Annotated in this window: 13 protein-coding genes; 4 read left to right on the top strand and 9 right to left on the bottom strand. The window is 70.6% G+C overall.

Annotated features, from left to right (window positions below; translation table 11 throughout):
* Positions 1 to 77: 77 nt before the first annotated feature.
* The 3 genes from I596_RS02745 to I596_RS18355 form a co-directional block, all read right to left on the bottom strand.
* The gene (locus I596_RS02745; protein WP_067643842.1) at positions 78 to 2,978 is read right to left on the bottom strand and encodes a serine/threonine-protein kinase; all 2,901 of its coding nucleotides are present in this window, start codon (positions 2,976 to 2,978) and stop codon (positions 78 to 80) included.
* 73 nt (positions 2,979 to 3,051) lie between these two features.
* On the bottom strand, positions 3,052 to 3,618 hold the full coding sequence (locus I596_RS18670) for an ECF-type sigma factor (RefSeq protein WP_067643839.1): 567 nt from the start codon (positions 3,616 to 3,618) through the stop codon (positions 3,052 to 3,054).
* A gap of 119 nt (positions 3,619 to 3,737) precedes the next feature.
* The gene (locus tag I596_RS18355) at positions 3,738 to 5,324 is read right to left on the bottom strand and encodes a hypothetical protein (protein WP_067643836.1); all 1,587 of its coding nucleotides are present in this window, start codon (positions 5,322 to 5,324) and stop codon (positions 3,738 to 3,740) included.
* Between the two features lie 230 nt (positions 5,325 to 5,554).
* Here I596_RS18355 and I596_RS02730 point away from each other — a divergent pair, with 230 nt between their 5' ends.
* The 3 genes from I596_RS02730 to gspE are packed head-to-tail and all read left to right on the top strand — an operon-like array spanning position 5,555 to position 10,003.
* On the top strand, positions 5,555 to 6,448 hold the full coding sequence (locus I596_RS02730; protein WP_190278971.1) for a type II secretion system protein N: 894 nt from the start codon (positions 5,555 to 5,557) through the stop codon (positions 6,446 to 6,448).
* A gap of 22 nt (positions 6,449 to 6,470) precedes the next feature.
* On the top strand, positions 6,471 to 8,528 hold the full coding sequence (gene gspD / locus I596_RS02725; protein WP_067643830.1) for a type II secretion system secretin GspD: 2,058 nt from the start codon (positions 6,471 to 6,473) through the stop codon (positions 8,526 to 8,528).
* A complete protein-coding gene (gene gspE / locus I596_RS02720) occupies positions 8,525 to 10,003 on the top strand; it encodes a type II secretion system ATPase GspE (protein WP_067643827.1) in 1,479 nt (492 codons plus the stop codon). Before gspD ends, gspE begins: the two co-directional genes overlap by 4 nt.
* A gap of 202 nt (positions 10,004 to 10,205) precedes the next feature.
* Here the strand turns inward: gspE and I596_RS02715 are convergent, their stop codons facing one another.
* On the bottom strand, positions 10,206 to 11,063 hold the full coding sequence (locus tag I596_RS02715) for a TrmB family transcriptional regulator (protein WP_067643823.1): 858 nt from the start codon (positions 11,061 to 11,063) through the stop codon (positions 10,206 to 10,208).
* A gap of 79 nt (positions 11,064 to 11,142) precedes the next feature.
* Between I596_RS02715 and I596_RS02710 the strand changes: the two genes are divergently transcribed.
* Complete coding sequence (locus I596_RS02710) at positions 11,143 to 11,553, top strand: VOC family protein (RefSeq protein ID WP_190278970.1); 411 nt, start codon at positions 11,143 to 11,145, stop codon at positions 11,551 to 11,553.
* Between the two features lie 37 nt (positions 11,554 to 11,590).
* Here I596_RS02710 and glmU read toward each other — a convergent pair whose 3' ends face one another.
* From glmU to atpG, 5 genes are all read right to left on the bottom strand, one after another.
* A complete protein-coding gene (gene glmU / locus I596_RS02705) occupies positions 11,591 to 12,967 on the bottom strand; it encodes a bifunctional UDP-N-acetylglucosamine diphosphorylase/glucosamine-1-phosphate N-acetyltransferase GlmU (protein ID WP_067643817.1) in 1,377 nt (458 codons plus the stop codon).
* 69 nt (positions 12,968 to 13,036) lie between these two features.
* The gene (locus I596_RS02700; RefSeq protein ID WP_150131979.1) at positions 13,037 to 13,696 is read right to left on the bottom strand and encodes a hypothetical protein; all 660 of its coding nucleotides are present in this window, start codon (positions 13,694 to 13,696) and stop codon (positions 13,037 to 13,039) included.
* A 13-nt stretch (positions 13,697 to 13,709) separates the two neighbouring features.
* A complete protein-coding gene (locus tag I596_RS02695; protein ID WP_067643810.1) occupies positions 13,710 to 14,132 on the bottom strand; it encodes a F0F1 ATP synthase subunit epsilon in 423 nt (140 codons plus the stop codon).
* Positions 14,133 to 14,147: 15 nt separating this feature from the next.
* Positions 14,148 to 15,557: a F0F1 ATP synthase subunit beta gene (gene atpD / locus I596_RS02690; RefSeq protein WP_067643807.1), complete on the bottom strand. Its 1,410-nt coding sequence runs from the start codon at positions 15,555 to 15,557 to the stop codon at positions 14,148 to 14,150.
* Between the two features lie 118 nt (positions 15,558 to 15,675).
* Positions 15,676 to 16,539, bottom strand: a complete 864-nt coding sequence (gene atpG, locus I596_RS02685; RefSeq protein WP_067643804.1) for a F0F1 ATP synthase subunit gamma — start codon at positions 16,537 to 16,539, stop codon at positions 15,676 to 15,678.
* Positions 16,540 to 16,566 lie beyond the last annotated feature (27 nt).

Here is a 16,566-nt window from a genome sequence, read left to right as displayed (position 1 = left end):
GCAGGGCACGCGGCACGGCAGGCGAACGGGCGGACCGGACCGGCCGCGCGGCGACGCCTGCCGCGGGCCGGGCGCGATCACTCGCGCAAGGCGTCCTCGATCTTGAGCCGCAAGGGATCGTCGGCAGTCAGGATCTCGCGCGCGGCGGCCGCGGCCGCGTGCAACTCGTCGGCCGCCGGCGCCGGCTGGCCGGCCCGGCGCAGCGAGAGTGCGAGTTCGTAACGTGCCTGCATCGTCCCCTTGTGCGCCTCGCCGAACACGTCACGCTGCGTGTCGCGTGCGCTGCTGCCGACCTGGATCGCCTCCTCGACCCGCCCGGCCTCGCGCAGGGTCTGGCCGAGCTCGACGCGGGCCTGGGCGATCGCGGTCTTCTGCGACGGCGAATCCCCCAGGGCGGTGATCGCCTTCTCGAACCAGGCGATCGCGTCTCCCGGCCGGCCACGCCCGCTCAGCACGCGCGCCTGGACCAGGTACGCGCGGGACGGGACCGCCCCCAGATGCACGCCCTGCGCGTCGGTCTTGAACGGCTCGAGGATCGGGGCGACGAGCGACTCGGCCTCGTCGAACCGGCGCTGCGCGACGAGATTGGCGGCGAGATTGGCATTGAGCTGCGCGACCGTCCTGCGCTGCTTGCGGAACGCCGGATCGCTTTCGACGTCGGCGATCATCCCGCGGACCAGCGCATCGGCCTCGTCCAGGCGGCGCTGCCCGGTCAGCGATGTCGCCAGATTGAGGCGCGTCCAGAACATGTCGGCGCTCTTGAGCGTCAGGCGCTCGCCGTAGACCGCCGTATAGATGTCCAGGGCCTGCCGCAGCAGCGCTTCCGCCTCGGGCTCCCGGCCCAGGCGCCGCATCAGCGAGGCTTCGTCGAACAACAGCTTGGCCCGATCCGGATGCGGCTGGACGAAGATCTGCGAGGCCAGCGCGTTGGCCTGCCGGATCCGGACCAGCGCCTCTTCCGGGCGGTTGAGCCCGACCAGGGTCTCGGACAGCTGCGCGGACAGCACCAGCTCGTCGTAGCGCGCCGTCTCGCCGTGCAGCGCGCGGATGCGGTCCAGGCCGCGCTGCGCGACGTCGATGGCATCCTCGCCACGCTCCGCGGCCAAGTCGAGCACCCGGGCCGACAGGTAGTAGGCCTTGGCCAGCTTGGCCGGATCGGGATGCGGCAGGCCTTCCAGGGCCTGCACGGCCGCGGCGCAGACATCGACACCGCCGTCCATCGCGCGCGCGTTCGCCTGGCGCAGCGCGCAGTCGGCCAGCACGACATCGGCACGGGTGGCGGCGTCCACGCCCGATGCCGCCGCCAGCGCCTGCGCCCTGGCCAGGTTCGACACGGCGTCCTGCGGCGCCCCGTTGTTGATCTCCAGCTGGTAGGTCTCGGCCTGCAGCAGCGCGAGCAGCGGCGGCAGCAACCGCGCGTCGTTCGGTCCGTACAACGTTTCGCCGAGCGCGAGCGTCTGCTTCAGCAGCGGTATCGCCTCGCTGTAGCGGCGCAGGTCCAGGTAGATCCTTCCGATCGTCATCAGCATGTCGAACCGGGTGGACGCGTCGGCCGAGGTCTCGTCCTGCGCCCGCCGGGCGCCGTCGGCGAGCAGATCCTCCACCGACGGCATGCGATCGGCCGTCGCCAGCGGGGACGCACTGCGGAAGAGGCCCGAGACGAACGCCTGCATCGCCTCGGCCCGGCCGGCGGCCAGCGTCGCCGCACGCGCCTTCCAGGCCATGCCGGCCACGCCGGCCAGCAGCGAGGCCACGGCGACCCCGGCGAACGTCACTGCCACGCGATTGCGCCGGACGAACTTGCCGAAGCGGTAGCCCAGGCCGTTGCCGGAGACGCGCACCGGCACGCCGCGCAGCCAGCGCGCCAGGTCCTCGGCAAAGGCTTCCACGGTCGCGTAGCGGCGGTCGGGCTCCTTGGCGAGCGCGGTCTGGACGATCCGCGTGAGATCGCCGCGCACGTCGGCGCGGTAGCCGCGCAACGTGGTACTGCGCGCGGCCAGCCGCGCCGCCGCGGTGTCGTCGCCCGCGTCCGCGCCGGCAGGACGCAGGATCGCCGCCGCCAGCGGCTGCGGCGGCACCTCGCGCACGGTGCGTTCGGCGGCGTCCAGGTCGCCACGGTCGAGCACGTAGGGCAGCACGCCGGCGACCAGGTCGTAGAGCAGGACGCCGAGCGCGTAGATGTCGGTGGCGACGCCGACCGCGCCGCCGCCGAACTGCTCCGGCGCGGCGTACTCGGGCGTCAAGGCGTAGCGGCTCCCGAGCGTGGTCCGTGCCGAACGGTCTTCTTCGTGGCCTTCGAGCAGGCTGGCGATGCCGAAATCGAGCAGGCGCACGTCGCCGCGCTCGTCGACCAGCACGTTCGGCGGCTTGAGGTCGCGATGCACGACCAGTTGCGCATGGGCATGCCGGACCGCGGCGCAGACGTCGAGGAACAGGCGCACGCGTGCGCGCACGCCGAGCCGCTGCGTATCGCACCACCGCGTGATCGTCTGGCCCTGCACGAAGTCCAGCGCGAACCAGGGCCGGCCGTCGGGCGCCACGCCGCCGTCGATGAGCCGTGCCAGATTCGGGTGCGACAGGCGCGCCAGGATGCGCCGCTCGCGCAGGAAACGCGCATTGACGTCGTCGAAGTCGAACCCGCGCCGGATCAGCTTGATCGCAACGGTCTGGGTGAAGTCGCTGTTCTCGCGCTCGCCGCGATAGACCACGCCCATGCCGCCGCGACCGAGCCGCTCGACCACGCGGAACGGCCCGAGCCGCGTGCCGATCAACGCATCGGCGTCGGTGCCGTCCGGCGGCGCGGACGGGTCGGGCGTGGCCGCGTCGAGCCGGCCGGCTTCGCGCAGCAGCGCGTCCACGCGGCTGCGCAAGGCCTCGTCGATGCCGCAACGGGCGGCCACGTAGGCCTCGCGTTCGCCCGGATCGGTATCGAGCGCATCGCGAAGAATCCGCACGACCAGGCGATCGCGCTCGTTCACGGCCGGGCGGTCCGGCAACGGCGCGACCGCCCGGGGCGACAGCCGCCGGCGCGTGGATGCACCGGCCGGCCGTTCATGCGTCGAGCCGCTCCTTGAGCCAGGCGCGTGCCGCGATCCAGTCGCGCTGCGCCGTGCGCTCGGCGATGCCGAGCGTGGCGGCCACCTCGGTGACGCCCAGGCCGATGAAGTAGCGCAGCTCCACGACCTTGGCCATGCGCTCGTCGAAGGCTTCCAGCTCCGTCAGCGCCTGATCGAGGCCGGCCAGGTCGGTCCCATCGGGGATCGGCAGTTCCAGCGCCGCGGCGAAGTCGTCGCGCAGCCAGCCGCCGCCGTGCTTGTCGGTTCGTGCCGCCCGCGCCCGATCGACCAGGGTCTGGCGCATCATGCGCGCCGCCGCGTTGAGCAGATGCGCCGTGTTCTGGAAGTCGGCCGCCGGCCGATCGAGCAGGCGCAGCAGCACGTCGTGGACCAGGGCCGTGGTCTGCAGCGTGGTATGCCCGCTCTGCCCCCGCAGCTGGCTGGCGGCGATCCGGCGCAGGTCGGCATAGACCAGCGGCAACAGCCGGTCGAGCGCCACCTTGTCGCCGTCGCGCCACTGGTTCAGCCAACGGGTGACGCTGTCGTTTGCCGCCTCGCTCATGCGCCGAAGGTAGCCCTTCGGAACCGGTCCTGCCAAGCCATGGGCGACGGATCGGCGGAGGCGGGCCGGCGACGGGCCGCGCAGGGCCCGCCGCCGTGGCATGAACCGTTCGCACGGCCCTATTCGTGCCCGTAGCGGAAGATGATGTCGTTGGAGAAACCCTCCGGCAGCGCCTGCGACGTGAAGTACATGCGCTGCCAGGTGCCGACGGTTTCGTCCTTGGCCCAGCCGGCCATCGTGAAGCCGCCATTGGGCCCGGCGACGACATCGGCGAAGATCGAATCGCCATAGGCGATACCCATCGTCCGGAACGACAGGAAGCTGCCGTTGGTCGCGTTGATGACCGCCAGCTGCGGGTCGTCCACCAGGTTCGGGTCCCAGTAGCCGGCCACGGCGAGGTTGGCGCCGTTGCGTGCCATCGCGCGCGGCACCGTCGGGCCGAGGTTGACCGTGCAACCGGTGCCGCAGCCGCCGAAGACGATCTTGCCGCCGGTGCCGAACTCGCTGTAGAGGCCGCCGCTGCTGTTCATGCGCAGCACGCCGACGCCGGCGCTGAAATCGCGCGCGACACTGGCCGTGACGTAGATGTCCTCGACGGTGCTGAGGCCGCCGCCACCGATGACCGTGTGGTAGTCGGTGTGGAGCGCGACCGCACGGTCTTCGCGGTTGCCGCCGTTGTCGAACGCCACGCAGGCGACGCCGCCGTTGAACCCGGTATCGAGGCTGCCGTTGCCGTTGAACCGCGCCACGCACGGATCGTGGTCGCCGCTGTTGTCGTACTTCTTCGTGAAGGCGACGTAGAACTTCGGCGCGAGCGGCACGGTCAGGCCCTTGGCGTGGTCGAGCGCGATGCCGGTGATCGGGCAGAGGCCGCCGATCTGCGCGTTGCCGCAGCCACCCGCGCTGCTCGACAGCGTGAACACCGACGCGCCGCCGTTGCCGAACCCGGTGTCCACGCTCAGCGTGCCGTCGGCGCCGATCTTGAAGCGCGCGCTCCAGAACTTGGTCCACCAGCCGCCGGCCGAATTGCCGCCGAGCAGCGTCAGCGAATTGCCGAGAATCGCCATGTCGCGCGCGTTGTTGTAGACGTCGTTGTCGGGATGGATGAACCACCAGCCGACGAAGCGGCCGGTGTCGGCGAAGACGACGACCGCCGGCCGGTACTTGTCCAGGCCGTCCGGGTACATGTCGTCGACCAGCACGTAGATGTAGCCGCTCCGCTGGGCGATCGCGGCCACGTTGGTCACGCGCGGACTGTTGGCGGCGCCGTTCGGATACAGGATGTACTGGTTGGCGTTGTGGCCGAACGGCGCGCTGATGGCCGGCCAGGTCACGCGCCGGCCGGACGGGCTGTAGCGGACGAGGCCCAGCTGCTGGGCGCCGGCGCCGGCCGGCACCAGGCCGGCCACGACGACGTCGCCGCCGGGCAGGCGGACCAGCTTCTGGCCGTCGTAGCTGGCGTTGGAGGTGCCGGCGAAGCGGTCCACGGAGATGCCGCCGACGGCGAAGAAGCGGTCGTAGACGTAGTCGTTGGCGCCGTTCGGCAGCTCCGGCTCGCTGGCCGGGAGGGTCAGCGGCCCGATCGGCTTGGGCTGCGCCGTCGCCACCACGGCGCAGAACATCAGGACCAGCCCGGCGCCGAGGCGCGCCAGCGCGTGGCGCATCGGCAGGCCATCGGAACGGATCTGAGCTGAATCGGTGTTCATGTCGAATCTCCTTGCTTCCAAAGTTCAATCGTTCCGGCGCCCGGCAACGGCAGGCGCACGGGGCAGGTCCCCTTCGCCTCCGGATACGCGAAAAGCCGGCGCGGTCAGACATGGCCCCGGAAGCCGGCCGAATGCGCCGATGGCCGCGCCGCTCGCAGCGGGCACGCCGCGGCTTTGCTACGCTTGGCCGTCTTTGTCGCGCGGGGCGGGTAAGGGGGATGGTCGGACGGATGTCCAGCGTCGATCGCGAGCGCTATTCGGGCCTCGGCGCCGGACTGGCCTGCGTGCTGCTGGGCGCCGTCGCGGTCTGGCTGCTGGCGCGCCTGGTCTGGCTGCTGCTGGCCGGGGCGCCGCCCCCGATCGCCGCCGCGTCGGCGACACCGGCCGGATCGGCAGCGACACCGGCCACGTCGATCGCCAAGTGGCACCTGTTCGGCACCCTGGACCGGATGCGGCCCGACGGCCGCCTGGCGCCGGCGACGACCCTGGCCCTGACATTGCGCGGCACGCTGGCCGATGCCGACCCGCAGTCGGGCGTCGCCGTGATCGGCGACGGCGAAGGCGGCGAGCGCGCCTGGCGCGCCGGCAGCGAGATCGCGCCCGGCGTGCGCCTCAAGGCGGTGTATCCCGAGCATGTCGTCCTGCTCCACGACGGTGCCGAGGAGACACTGCGGCTGCCGCGCGAGACCCGCCTGGCGCCGGCCGCGCCGGTACCGGTCACGCCCACCACCGTTCGCAGCGGCGGCAGCCGGCCGGCGTTTCCCGCCGACCCGGCGGCAGCCGCCCCGGCGGCGGCGTTCACGCCGCCGCAGATGGCGCACGGCGCCGTCGACTGGCAACAGGCGATGGACCAGCTCAAGGGAGGCGCCGACCTCGCGCGCCACCTGCAACCGGTTCGCCAGAACGGGAAGATCGTCGGCATGCAGCTGACCGGCGTCGACCCGGCCTTGCTCGCACGCTACGGCCTGCAGGCCGGCGACGTGGTCACTGCCGTCAACGGCGTGACGGTCGGCTCGTCGATGCCGAGCCCGCAGTTGCTCGCCAGCCTGCAGGGCGGCGGCGCGGTGCGGGCACGGATCCTGCGCAACGGCCAGCCGATCGAACTCACCCTGAACACCCAATGATGCCGACCATGAGCACCACGCGATGACCCGAGGCCTCCGTCTCCGACCGCTACTCCTCGGTACCGTCCTGGCGGGTGCCGCCGTCGCGCAGCCACCGCCGTCACCCGAGGCGGCCCCGGCACCCGGCCATGTCACGACCGCCGACGGGCGCCACACCCTGAACCTGCGCGATGCCGACATCCAGGCGCTGATCGCGACGGTGTCGGAGATCACCGGCAAGAACTTCATCATCGGCCCCAACGTGCAGGGCAAGGTCAACGTGGTCTCGGCGCAGCCGATGCGGCCGGCCGAGATCTACGACGTGTTCCTCTCCGTCCTGCGCGTCCACGGCTATGCCGCCGTGCCGTCGGGCAGCATGGTCAAGATCCTGCCCGAGGCGATGGCCCAGCAGGACGCCGCGCCGGCCAGCACCCGCACCGGCAGCGCCGACGAGCTGGTCACCCAGGTGGTCCCGGTGCGGCACGTCTCGGCCGGCGAGCTGGCCGGCGTGGTCAAGCCGCTGATGTCGGCCGGCGCCCAGGTCATCGCGCACGGCTCGTCCAATGCGCTGGTCGTGTCCGATCGCGCCAGCAACGTGCAGCGGCTGGTCGGGCTGATCCAGCGCATCGACACGGTCTCCGACGCCGAGGTGGAGGTGATCCCGCTCGGCCACGCCAATGCGGCGGAAATGGCGCGCACCCTGACCCTGCTGGCCGACGACAAGAGCGCGCAGGCCAACGGCGAAGCCGCCCGCGTCTTCGCCGACACGCGTACCAACTCCGTGCTGCTGGCCGGCGCCAAGAGCACCCGGCTGCGCATGCGCGCGCTGATCGCGCATCTGGACACGCCGATCGAGAGCGGTGGCGACACCCAGGTGGTGTACCTGCGCTACGCGACCGCCAAGGACCTGGTGCCGATCCTCGAGAAGGTCGCCTCGACGCTGAGCGGCATCGCGCCGCCGCAGGCACGCGAAGGCGAATCCGGTGCGCTCGGCGGCAGCGCGCCGCCGGCGACGATCCAGGCCCACGACCAGACCAATGCGCTGGTCATCAGCGCGCCGCCGGCGATCTTCCGGTCGCTCGCCTCGGTCGTGCGCCAGCTCGACGTGCGGCGCGCCCAGGTGCTGATCGAGGCGGTCATCGCCGAGGTGGCCGACTCGACCGCCAGCGAGATCGGCGTGCAATGGTTCACCGCGCCGCAGCGCGACGACGGCTCGATCGGCCAGGGCGTGATCGGCGGCACCAACTTCGGCGGCCCGAACGGCACGTCGAGCCTGCTGGGCCTGGCTACCAATCCGCTCGGCCTGGCCGGCGCCGGCGGTCTGTCGCTCGGCTACGTCGACGGTACGATCAGCCTCGGCGGCGAGGAAGTCCTCAATCTCGGCGCCCTGGTCCGGGCGCTGCGCGGCGACGGCAAGAACAACGTGCTGTCCACGCCGTCGATCCTCACGCTCGACAACGAGGAGGCCGAGATCAAGGTCGCGCAGGAGGTTCCGTTCCTGACCGGCCAGTACACCAACACCTCGACCAACGGCGGCGCGAACCTGCCAACCAATCCGTTCCAGACGATCGAGCGCAAGGACGTGGGCATCGTGCTCAAGGTGACGCCGCAGATCAACGAAGGCAATTCGGTGCGGCTCAACATCCACCAGGAAGTCTCCTCGCTGGCGCAGCCGGTGACCGGTGCGGTGGACCTCATCACCAACAAGCGCGAGCTGACCACCACCGCGCTGATCGAGGACCGTTCGCTGCTGGTGCTCGGCGGCCTGATCGACAACAACGTCACCGACAGCGTGTCGAAGGTGCCGGCGCTCGGCGACATCCCGCTGATCGGCAACCTGTTCCGCTACCGCTCGAACAAGAGCGACAAGCGCGACCTGATGGTGTTCCTGCGGCCGCAGATCCTGCGCGACGCGGCGACGGAAGCGGCGGTGTCCAGCGAGAAGTACAACTACATGCGCACCGAGCAGCTGCAGCTGCGCGGCGACCGCCAGGCGCTGACGCCGCGCGACCGGCGCCCGTTGCTGCCGGACGTGCACGACTTCCTGCAGTCGCCCTCGCTCGATCCGCCGGCACCCGCAAAGCGCGGAGAGCGCCGGTGAGCGAAGTCCGGCCGGCGCGACCGGGCTTCGGCTACGCGCGCCGCCACGGCGCGACGCTGACCGGCTGGGTCGACGGCGAGGCGCAGATCGCCTGCCGGCCCGGCGTGCGTCCGCAGGTCCTGGCCGAACTGCGCCGCCATTTCGGGGCCCCGCTCCGGCTGGCACCCTGCCCGGCCGATGCCTTCGAGCGCCTGCTGCGCACGCTCTACGAGCAGGGCGACGACGCGCGCACGATGGTCTCGGACCTCGACGACACCGCCGATCTGAAGGCGCTGGCCGACGACCTGCCCGAGCCGGAGGACCTGCTCGAGAGCGACGACGACGCGCCGATCATCCGCCTCATCAACGCGCTGCTGACCGAGGCGGTCAAGGAAGGCGCGTCGGACATCCACATCGAGCCCTACGAGAACCGGCTGGTGGTGCGCTTCCGCATCGACGGCGTGCTGCGCGAGGTGCTGGCGCCGCAGAAGGCGATCGCCGCGGCCGTCGTCAGCCGCATCAAGGTCATGGCACGCCTGGACATCGCCGAGAAGCGCCTGCCGCAGGACGGCCGCATCGGCCTGCGCATCGCCGGCCGGCCGGTGGACGTGCGCGTGTCGACGATCCCGGCGGGGCGCGGCGAGCGTGTCGTGCTGCGCCTGCTCGACAAGCAGGCCGGCAAGCTCGACCTGGCACAGCTCGGCATGGACGAGGCCACGCGCGCACGGCTGGAGGACCTGATCGGCCGGCCGCACGGCATCGTCCTGGTCACCGGCCCCACCGGCTCGGGCAAGACGACGACACTGTACGGCGCGCTGCTCAAGCTCAACGACAGCTCGCGCAACATCATGACGGTCGAGGACCCGATCGAGTACTACATCGACGGCGTCGGCCAGACCCAGGTCAACGCGCGCGTGGACATGACCTTCGCGCGCGGCCTGCGCGCGATCCTGCGCCAGGACCCGGACGTGGTCATGGTCGGCGAGATCCGCGACCTGGAAACCGCCGAGATCGCCGTGCAGGCGTCGCTGACCGGCCACCTGGTGCTGTCGACGCTGCACACCAACTCCGCCGTCGGTGCCATCGCACGCCTGCGCGACATGGGCGTGGAGCCGTTTCTGCTCGCCTCGAGCCTGGTCGGCGTGCTGGCCCAGCGGCTGGTGCGTGCGCTCGACCCGGCCGACCGCGAGGCCTATCCGGCCACGCCGGCCGAGCTGGCGGCCTTCGGCAAGCCGGCCGACACGGTCGCCACGCTCTACCGTCCGCGCGCCGGGCTCGACAACCGCCATGCCGGCTACAAGGGTCGCACCGGCATCTACGAGCTGATTCCCGTGGACGACACGCTGCGCCGCCTGATCCACGAAGGCGCTTCGGAAGCCGAGATCGAGCGCCATGCGCGCAGCCGCGCGCCGTCGATCCTCGAAGACGGCTGGCGCAAGTGCGTCGCCGGCCTGACCTCGGTCGAGGAAGTGCTGCGCGTCACGCGCGAGGATTGAGGGACCGGCGGACGGTCCGGGGCCGGCCGCCGCTCAATCGCCGAAGCCGTCGCGGAAGATCAACTCCGCGACACCACCTTCGATCTCGAACGCCCCGATGTCGCAACGCGCGATGCCGTCGCCGTCGTGCGGACACGGGATGTCATGCATGCAGGCGGCACCCGGCGGCGGCAGCGATTGCGCCCGCTGCGAGGGCGGCCTTTCAGTCCCGGTCGGCGGTCGGCCAGGCCCGGATCTGGCCCAGGTCCGGCAACGCGCGCTGCCACAGCGCCTCGAAGCCGCCGGCCAGCTCGACCGCCAGTGCCTCGTCGTGCACCAGCAGGGAGGCGAGCCGGCCGTCGCCCGCGAACGGATGATCGACGGCGAGGACGACGTGCTCGTCGTCGACCAGGTGGAACGGGTGCCCGATCTCGGCGCAGTAGCGCAGGCAGGCCGGATCGGGCAGCGATTCGCCGAACGTGCGCAGGAAGGCCTTGACCGCCGCGCCCTCGCGCCGGCCGAAGCCGATCATCAGGCGATGCTCGAAGCCGGTGCGGCGCCGGCTGCGGGCGATCAGGCGCAGCACGTCGAAGCCCGTAGCCTGGGCCTGGGTGAACGCGCGCAGGTCGCCCGGTTCGAGGTAGGACAGCACGCGTCGCCGCGCGCCGGCCAGCCGGCTGACGTGGCGCTTGACGTGGCTTTCGCTGCCGAGCGCCAGATCCGCACGGCGCTCGCCGCCCTGCAGGCGGTGCGGCAGCCGTGCCAGCGCCGTGCGCACGTCCTGCAGGCGCCGCGCGGTACGCTCGGCCTGCTCGCGCACCTGGGCGGCCAGGCGATCGACCAGCAGGTCGGCCGGCAGCGATTGATACAGGCGCGGCCGCGAGCGGCGGATGTCGACCAGGCCGTCGCGGCCGAGCGCCTCCATCGCCATGTAGATCTTGGAGGTGGGAATGCCGCCGTCGCGGCACAGCGTGGCCGCGTCGGCCACGCCGTGCACGGCCAGCGTGACCAGCGCGCGCTTCTCGTAGCTGCCGAGCCCGGCCTCTTCCAGCAGCGCGAAGTCGGACCAGGCGATCGGCATGTTTCTACTCCGGAAAGTAGATGAAAGTGGCGTCAGTATCGGCCGATACTGGTATCCCGACAACGCCTGGAGAACCCGCGTGACCGAACCCCACCCCCGTTCCGTGATGCCGCTGCGCTTCGTCGAATCGGTCGATGCGACGCGCCTCTTCTACCTGGAAGCCCTCGGCTTCGAGTCGCTGATGGGCGTGGTCGGCAAGGACGGCGCGCTCGACTTCGCCATCGTCCAGCGCGAAGGCGCGATGCTGATGCTCTCGCGGCCGGAAGATGCGGGACCGACCCGCGGCCCGTTGTCGATCTACATCGAGGTCGGCGACGTCGATGGGTACCATGCCGAACTGGTCGGGCGCGGCGTGGCGATCGTGGAGCCGCCGACCACGCAATGGTGGGGCGACCGGACGTTCTCGGTCGCCGACCCCGCCGGCGACGCGCTGTACTTCTGGCAGACCGTCGCGGACATGGCGCCGCCGCCCGGCGTCACGCTGATCTGACGAGGCGCGGCAGTGGCCGCGCCGGGCCGCGGCCGCGCTACTTCTTCTTCGTCGGCCGCCGCCACCCGGCCACGGTGGCCTGGCGCGCGCGGGCGATCGTCAGTTCGCCGGCCGGCGCCTCCTTGCTGATGACCGAGCCGGCCCCGATGGTCGCGTCCTTGCCGACGGTGACCGGCGCGACCAGGGCGGTATTGGAGCCGATGAAGGCGCCGTCCTCGATCCGCGTCACCGATTTGTTGGCACCGTCGTAGTTGCAGGTGATCGTGCCGGCGCCGATGTTGACGCCGGCGCCGACCTCGGCGTCGCCGAGATAGGTCAGGTGGTTGGCCTTGGAGCCGGCGCCGATCCGCGTCTTCTTCGTCTCGACGAAGTTGCCGACGTGCGCGCCTTCGGCCAGCTCGGTACCCGGGCGCAGCCGCGCGAACGGGCCGATCGTGCAGGGCCCCGACGTGACGACGCCGTCGAGGTCGCAATGGGCGCGCACTTCGGTACCGGCGGCCAGGTGCGAGTCCTTGATCCGGCAGAACGGGCCGATGCGCACGCCGTCGTCGAGCTCGACCTGGCCTTCGAGGATCACGTCGATGTCGATCTCGACGTCGCGCCCGACGCGGACGTCGCCGCGGACGTCGAAGCGGACCGGATCGGCGAAACGCACGCCGCGCGATGCGAGATCGGTCGCCCGCAGCCGCTGGTAGAGCCGCTCCAGGGCGGCGAGCTGCCAGGGGTCGTTGGCGCCGAACACTTCCTGCGGGTTGAGGCACAGGCTCGCCTCGGCCGGCTCGCCTTCCTCGTTGGCCTGCGCGTAGACGTCGGTCAGGTAGTACTCGCGCTGCGCATTGCTGTCGGACAGGTTGTTGATCCACACGCGCAACCGGCGCGCATCGGCGGCCAGGATGCCGCTGTTGACCCAGGTGATCGTGCGCTGCTCGGGCGTGCAGTCCTTTTCCTCGATGATCGCGCGCACGCGGCCGATGCCGTCGCGCACGACGCGGCCGTAGCCGTACGGATTTTCGAGCTGGGTCACCAGCGCCGCCAGCGGCACGCGGATCGCCAGCAGCTTGCGCAGCGTGTCCACGCCGATCAGCGGCACGTCGCCGTAGAGCACCAGCACGCGCGCGTCTTCCGGCACGCCCGGCATCGCCAGCTGCACGGCATGGCCGGTGCCGCGCTGCTCGGCCTGCTGGACCCAGGTCAGGTCGCCGAGGTCGGTGGTCTGCGCCCGGACCTGATCGCCCAGGTGGCCGTAGACGACGTGGATGCGCGCCGGAAGCAGCGCGCGTGCCGAATCGAGCACGTGCGCCAGCATCGCGCGGCCGGCCAGCGGCATCAGCACCTTGGCGCGCGCGGACTTCATGCGCTTGCCCTCGCCGGCGGCGAGGATGATGACGTGCAGCGGAGCTTCGTTCTCGGACATGGCAGGCCTTTGCTGGAATCCTCGGAGACGGATGCGCCGGATGAGCGCCGGCGCGCGCGATCGGCGACGTTACCGCAAATCGGGGCGAATCACCTCAGAATCGGCCGGCGCACCGCCGCCGGCGCCTTCAGGCGAGCCGACGTCGACGACCGGGCGCCCGTCGACCTGCCGGAACACGAAGCGATAGTCGATGTGGAACGGCAGCGCCCGCGTTTCCGGAACGTATTCGATCTCGAGGTCACCACCGGGCAGGCGCCGCCGCTGCTCGACCGCACGCGTCTCGGTCAGCGGGCTGAACCGCCACGTCGCGCAGGCCGCGTGGACGCTCGCCACGAATCCGGCGGCGGCCTCGGGTGTCGGGTCGAGCGCGCGCACCTCGACGACCCGCCCCAGCGCGTCGACGATCAGCCTTGCGCGCACCACCTGTGGCGCGAGGCGCCGTGCGAGCAGCTCGACCGGATAGGCGGGCAGCGGGTTGTCCGCCGCGGCGCGCGGCTGGTCATAGATGGCGTCTTCGGCGAACGCGTAGCGGTCGGACGCCGAGGGCTCGATGCGCTGTGCGCTGACCTCGCCCGACGGTGACGGCGGCGCCTGCGGCGGCACGGTCCGGCACGCCGTCGTCGCCGACGCGATCAGCAGGCAGGCCAGCCAGGCCGGCCCGCTGCGAAAACGACAACGCCGGCACGAGGCCGGCGTTGTCGTTTGCCACCCTGTGGTCGCAGGGAACATCGTGGACGATCGGTCAGTGCCGCAGGCTGCGCCGCAGCTGCTCCAGCGCCTGGAGCTGGGCCACCGCCTGTGCCAGCTGGGCCTGCGCCTCGGCGATTTCCATCGCACCGTTGCGGTCGGCCAGTGCACGCTCGGCCTCTTCCTTGGCGCGGCGTGCCGCAGCCTCGTCGAGATCGGCAGCGCGGGCTGCCGTATCGGCGAGGATCGTCACCAACTCCGGCTGCACCTCGAGGATGCCACCGGAGACATAGAAGAACTGCTCTTCGCCGTCCTCGCGCTGGACCCGGACCTGGCCGGGCCGCAGACGCGTGATCAACGGCGCGTGCCGCGGCGCGATGCCGAGCTCGCCGACCTCGCCCGATGCCACGACCAGGGTCGCGTCACCGGCGAAGATCTCGCTCTCGGCACTGACGATTTCGCAGCGGATCGTACTCATGTCGCCTCCAGGCCCTTAGGCCGCCTTCTTCGCCATCTCGGCGGCCTTGGCGATCGCCTCGTCGATGCCGCCGACCATGTAGAACGCCTGCTCCGGCAGGTGGTCGACTTCACCCTCGACGATCATCTTGAAGCCGCGGATCGTCTCCTTCAGCGTCACGTACTTGCCCGGCGAGCCGGTGAACACCTCGGCCACGTGGAACGGCTGCGAGAAGAAGCGCTCGCACTTGCGTGCGCGGTAGACGGTCTGCTTGTCCTCTTCGGACAGCTCGTCCATGCCGAGGATCGCGATGATGTCCTTGAGTTCCTTGTAGCGCTGCAGCGTGCCCTGCACCTTGCGGGCGACGTCGTAGTGCTCGTGGCCGATGACGTTCGGGTCGAGCTGGCGGCTGGTCGAGTCGAGCGGGTCCACGGCCGGGTAGATGCCGAGCGAGGCGATGTTGCGCGACAGCGTCACGGTCGAGTCCAGGTGCGCGAAGGTGGTCGCCGGCGACGGGTCGGTCAAGTCGTCGGCCGGGACGTAGACGGCCTGGATCGACGTGATCGAGCCGGTCTTGGTCGAGGTGATGCGCTCCTGCAGCACGCCCATTTCCTCGGCCAGCGTCGGCTGGTAGCCCACCGCGGACGGCATACGGCCGAGCAGCGCCGAGACCTCGGTACCGGCCAGCGTGTAGCGGTAGATGTTGTCGACGAACAGCAGCACGTCCTTGCCCTTGCCCGACGCGTCCTTCTCGTCACGGAAGTACTCGGCCATCGTCAGGCCGGTCAGCGCGACGCGCAGGCGGTTGCCCGGCGGCTCGTTCATCTGGCCGTAGACCATCGCCACCTTGTCCAGGACGTTGGAGTCCTTCATCTCGTGGTAGAAGTCGTTGCCTTCGCGGGTACGCTCACCGACACCGGCGAACACCGACAGGCCCGCGTGCTGCTTGGCGATGTTGTTGATCAGCTCCATCATGTTGACGGTCTTGCCGACGCCGGCGCCGCCGAACAGGCCGACCTTGCCGCCCTTGGCGAACGGGCAGACCAGGTCGATGACCTTGATGCCGGTTTCCAGCAGCTCGTTGGCCGCCGCCTGATCGGCATAGGACGGCGCCGAGCGATGGATGACCCACTGCTCCTTCTCGCCGATCGGACCAGCCTCGTCGATCGGGTTGCCGAGCACGTCCATGATGCGGCCGAGCGTGGCGTTGCCGACCGGCACCTTGATGCCTTCGCCGGTGTTCTTGGCGATCAGGCCGCGCTTCAGACCGTCGGTCGAGCCCAGCGCGATCGTGCGGACGACGCCGTCGCCGAGCTGCTGCTGCACCTCGAGCGTGATCGCCGTGCCTTCCACCTTGAGCGCGTCGTACACCTTCGGCACGGCATCGCGCGGGAACTCGACGTCGATGACGGCGCCGATGATTTGTACGACTTTGCCCTGGCTCATGACTCTGCTCCGAATGACTCTTTTGGGTTCATATGAGCGCCGCCTGGGCGTCGCTCCAATCCGACAGTGCGACCACGGAGGGCCGCTCCTTGATCTTCGCGATCACGGACGATCGCGTTCAAACCGCCGCCGCGCCGCCGACGATCTCCGAGATTTCCTGCGTGATCGCCGCCTGGCGCGCCTTGTTGTAGATCAGCGTCAACGAACCGATCGCCTTGGTCGCATTGTCCGACGCGCTCTTCATCGCGACCATGCGGGCCGCGTGTTCGCTGGCCAGGTTCTCGAGCACCGCCTGGTAGACCAGCGACTCGACGTAGCGGACCATGACGTGGTCGAGCACGGTCGGCGCATCGGGTTCGTAGATGTAGTCCCACTGGTGCTTGGCCGACAGGTCGTCCGACGGCGGCAGCGGCAGCAGCTGGTCGATCACCGCACGCTGCGTCATCGTGTTGACGAAGTTGCTGTAGACCAGGTTGACGCGATCGATGCGGCCTTCGGTGTAGGCGTCGAGCATGACCTTGATGACGCCGATCAGGTCGGCGATCTGCGGCTTCTCGCCCAGATGCGTCACGCTGCCGACCATGTTGACCTTGAGGCGGCGGAAGAAGCCGAGCGCCTTGTTGCCGATGCACACGACATCGACCGCGACGCCCTTGCTGTCCCACTCGCGCACGTCCGCCAGCACGCGGCGGAACATGTTGGAGTTGAGCCCGCCGGCGAGGCCGCGGTCGCTGGAGACGATGATGTAGCCGATCCGCTTGACCGCGTCGCGCTCGACCATGAACGGATGACGGTAGTCGACGTTCGCCTGGGCGATGTGGCCGACCAGCGTCCGCATCAGGCGCGCGTACGGACGCGACGCCTTCATCAGGTCCTGCGCCTTGCGGATCTTCGAAGCGGAGACCATTTCCAGCGCGCGTGTCACCTTGCGGGTGTTCTGCACGCTCTTGATCTTGGTTTTGATTTCCCGTCCGCCGGCCACGTCTACCTCGTGCTGTCGATTTGCTTG

This window comes from Dokdonella koreensis DS-123 (genome assembly GCF_001632775.1).
Classification (GTDB): Bacteria; Pseudomonadota; Gammaproteobacteria; order Xanthomonadales; family Rhodanobacteraceae; genus Dokdonella; species Dokdonella koreensis.
The sequence above is the reverse complement of the archived record's forward strand: the minus strand, read 5'-3'. Positions and strand labels throughout refer to the sequence as shown.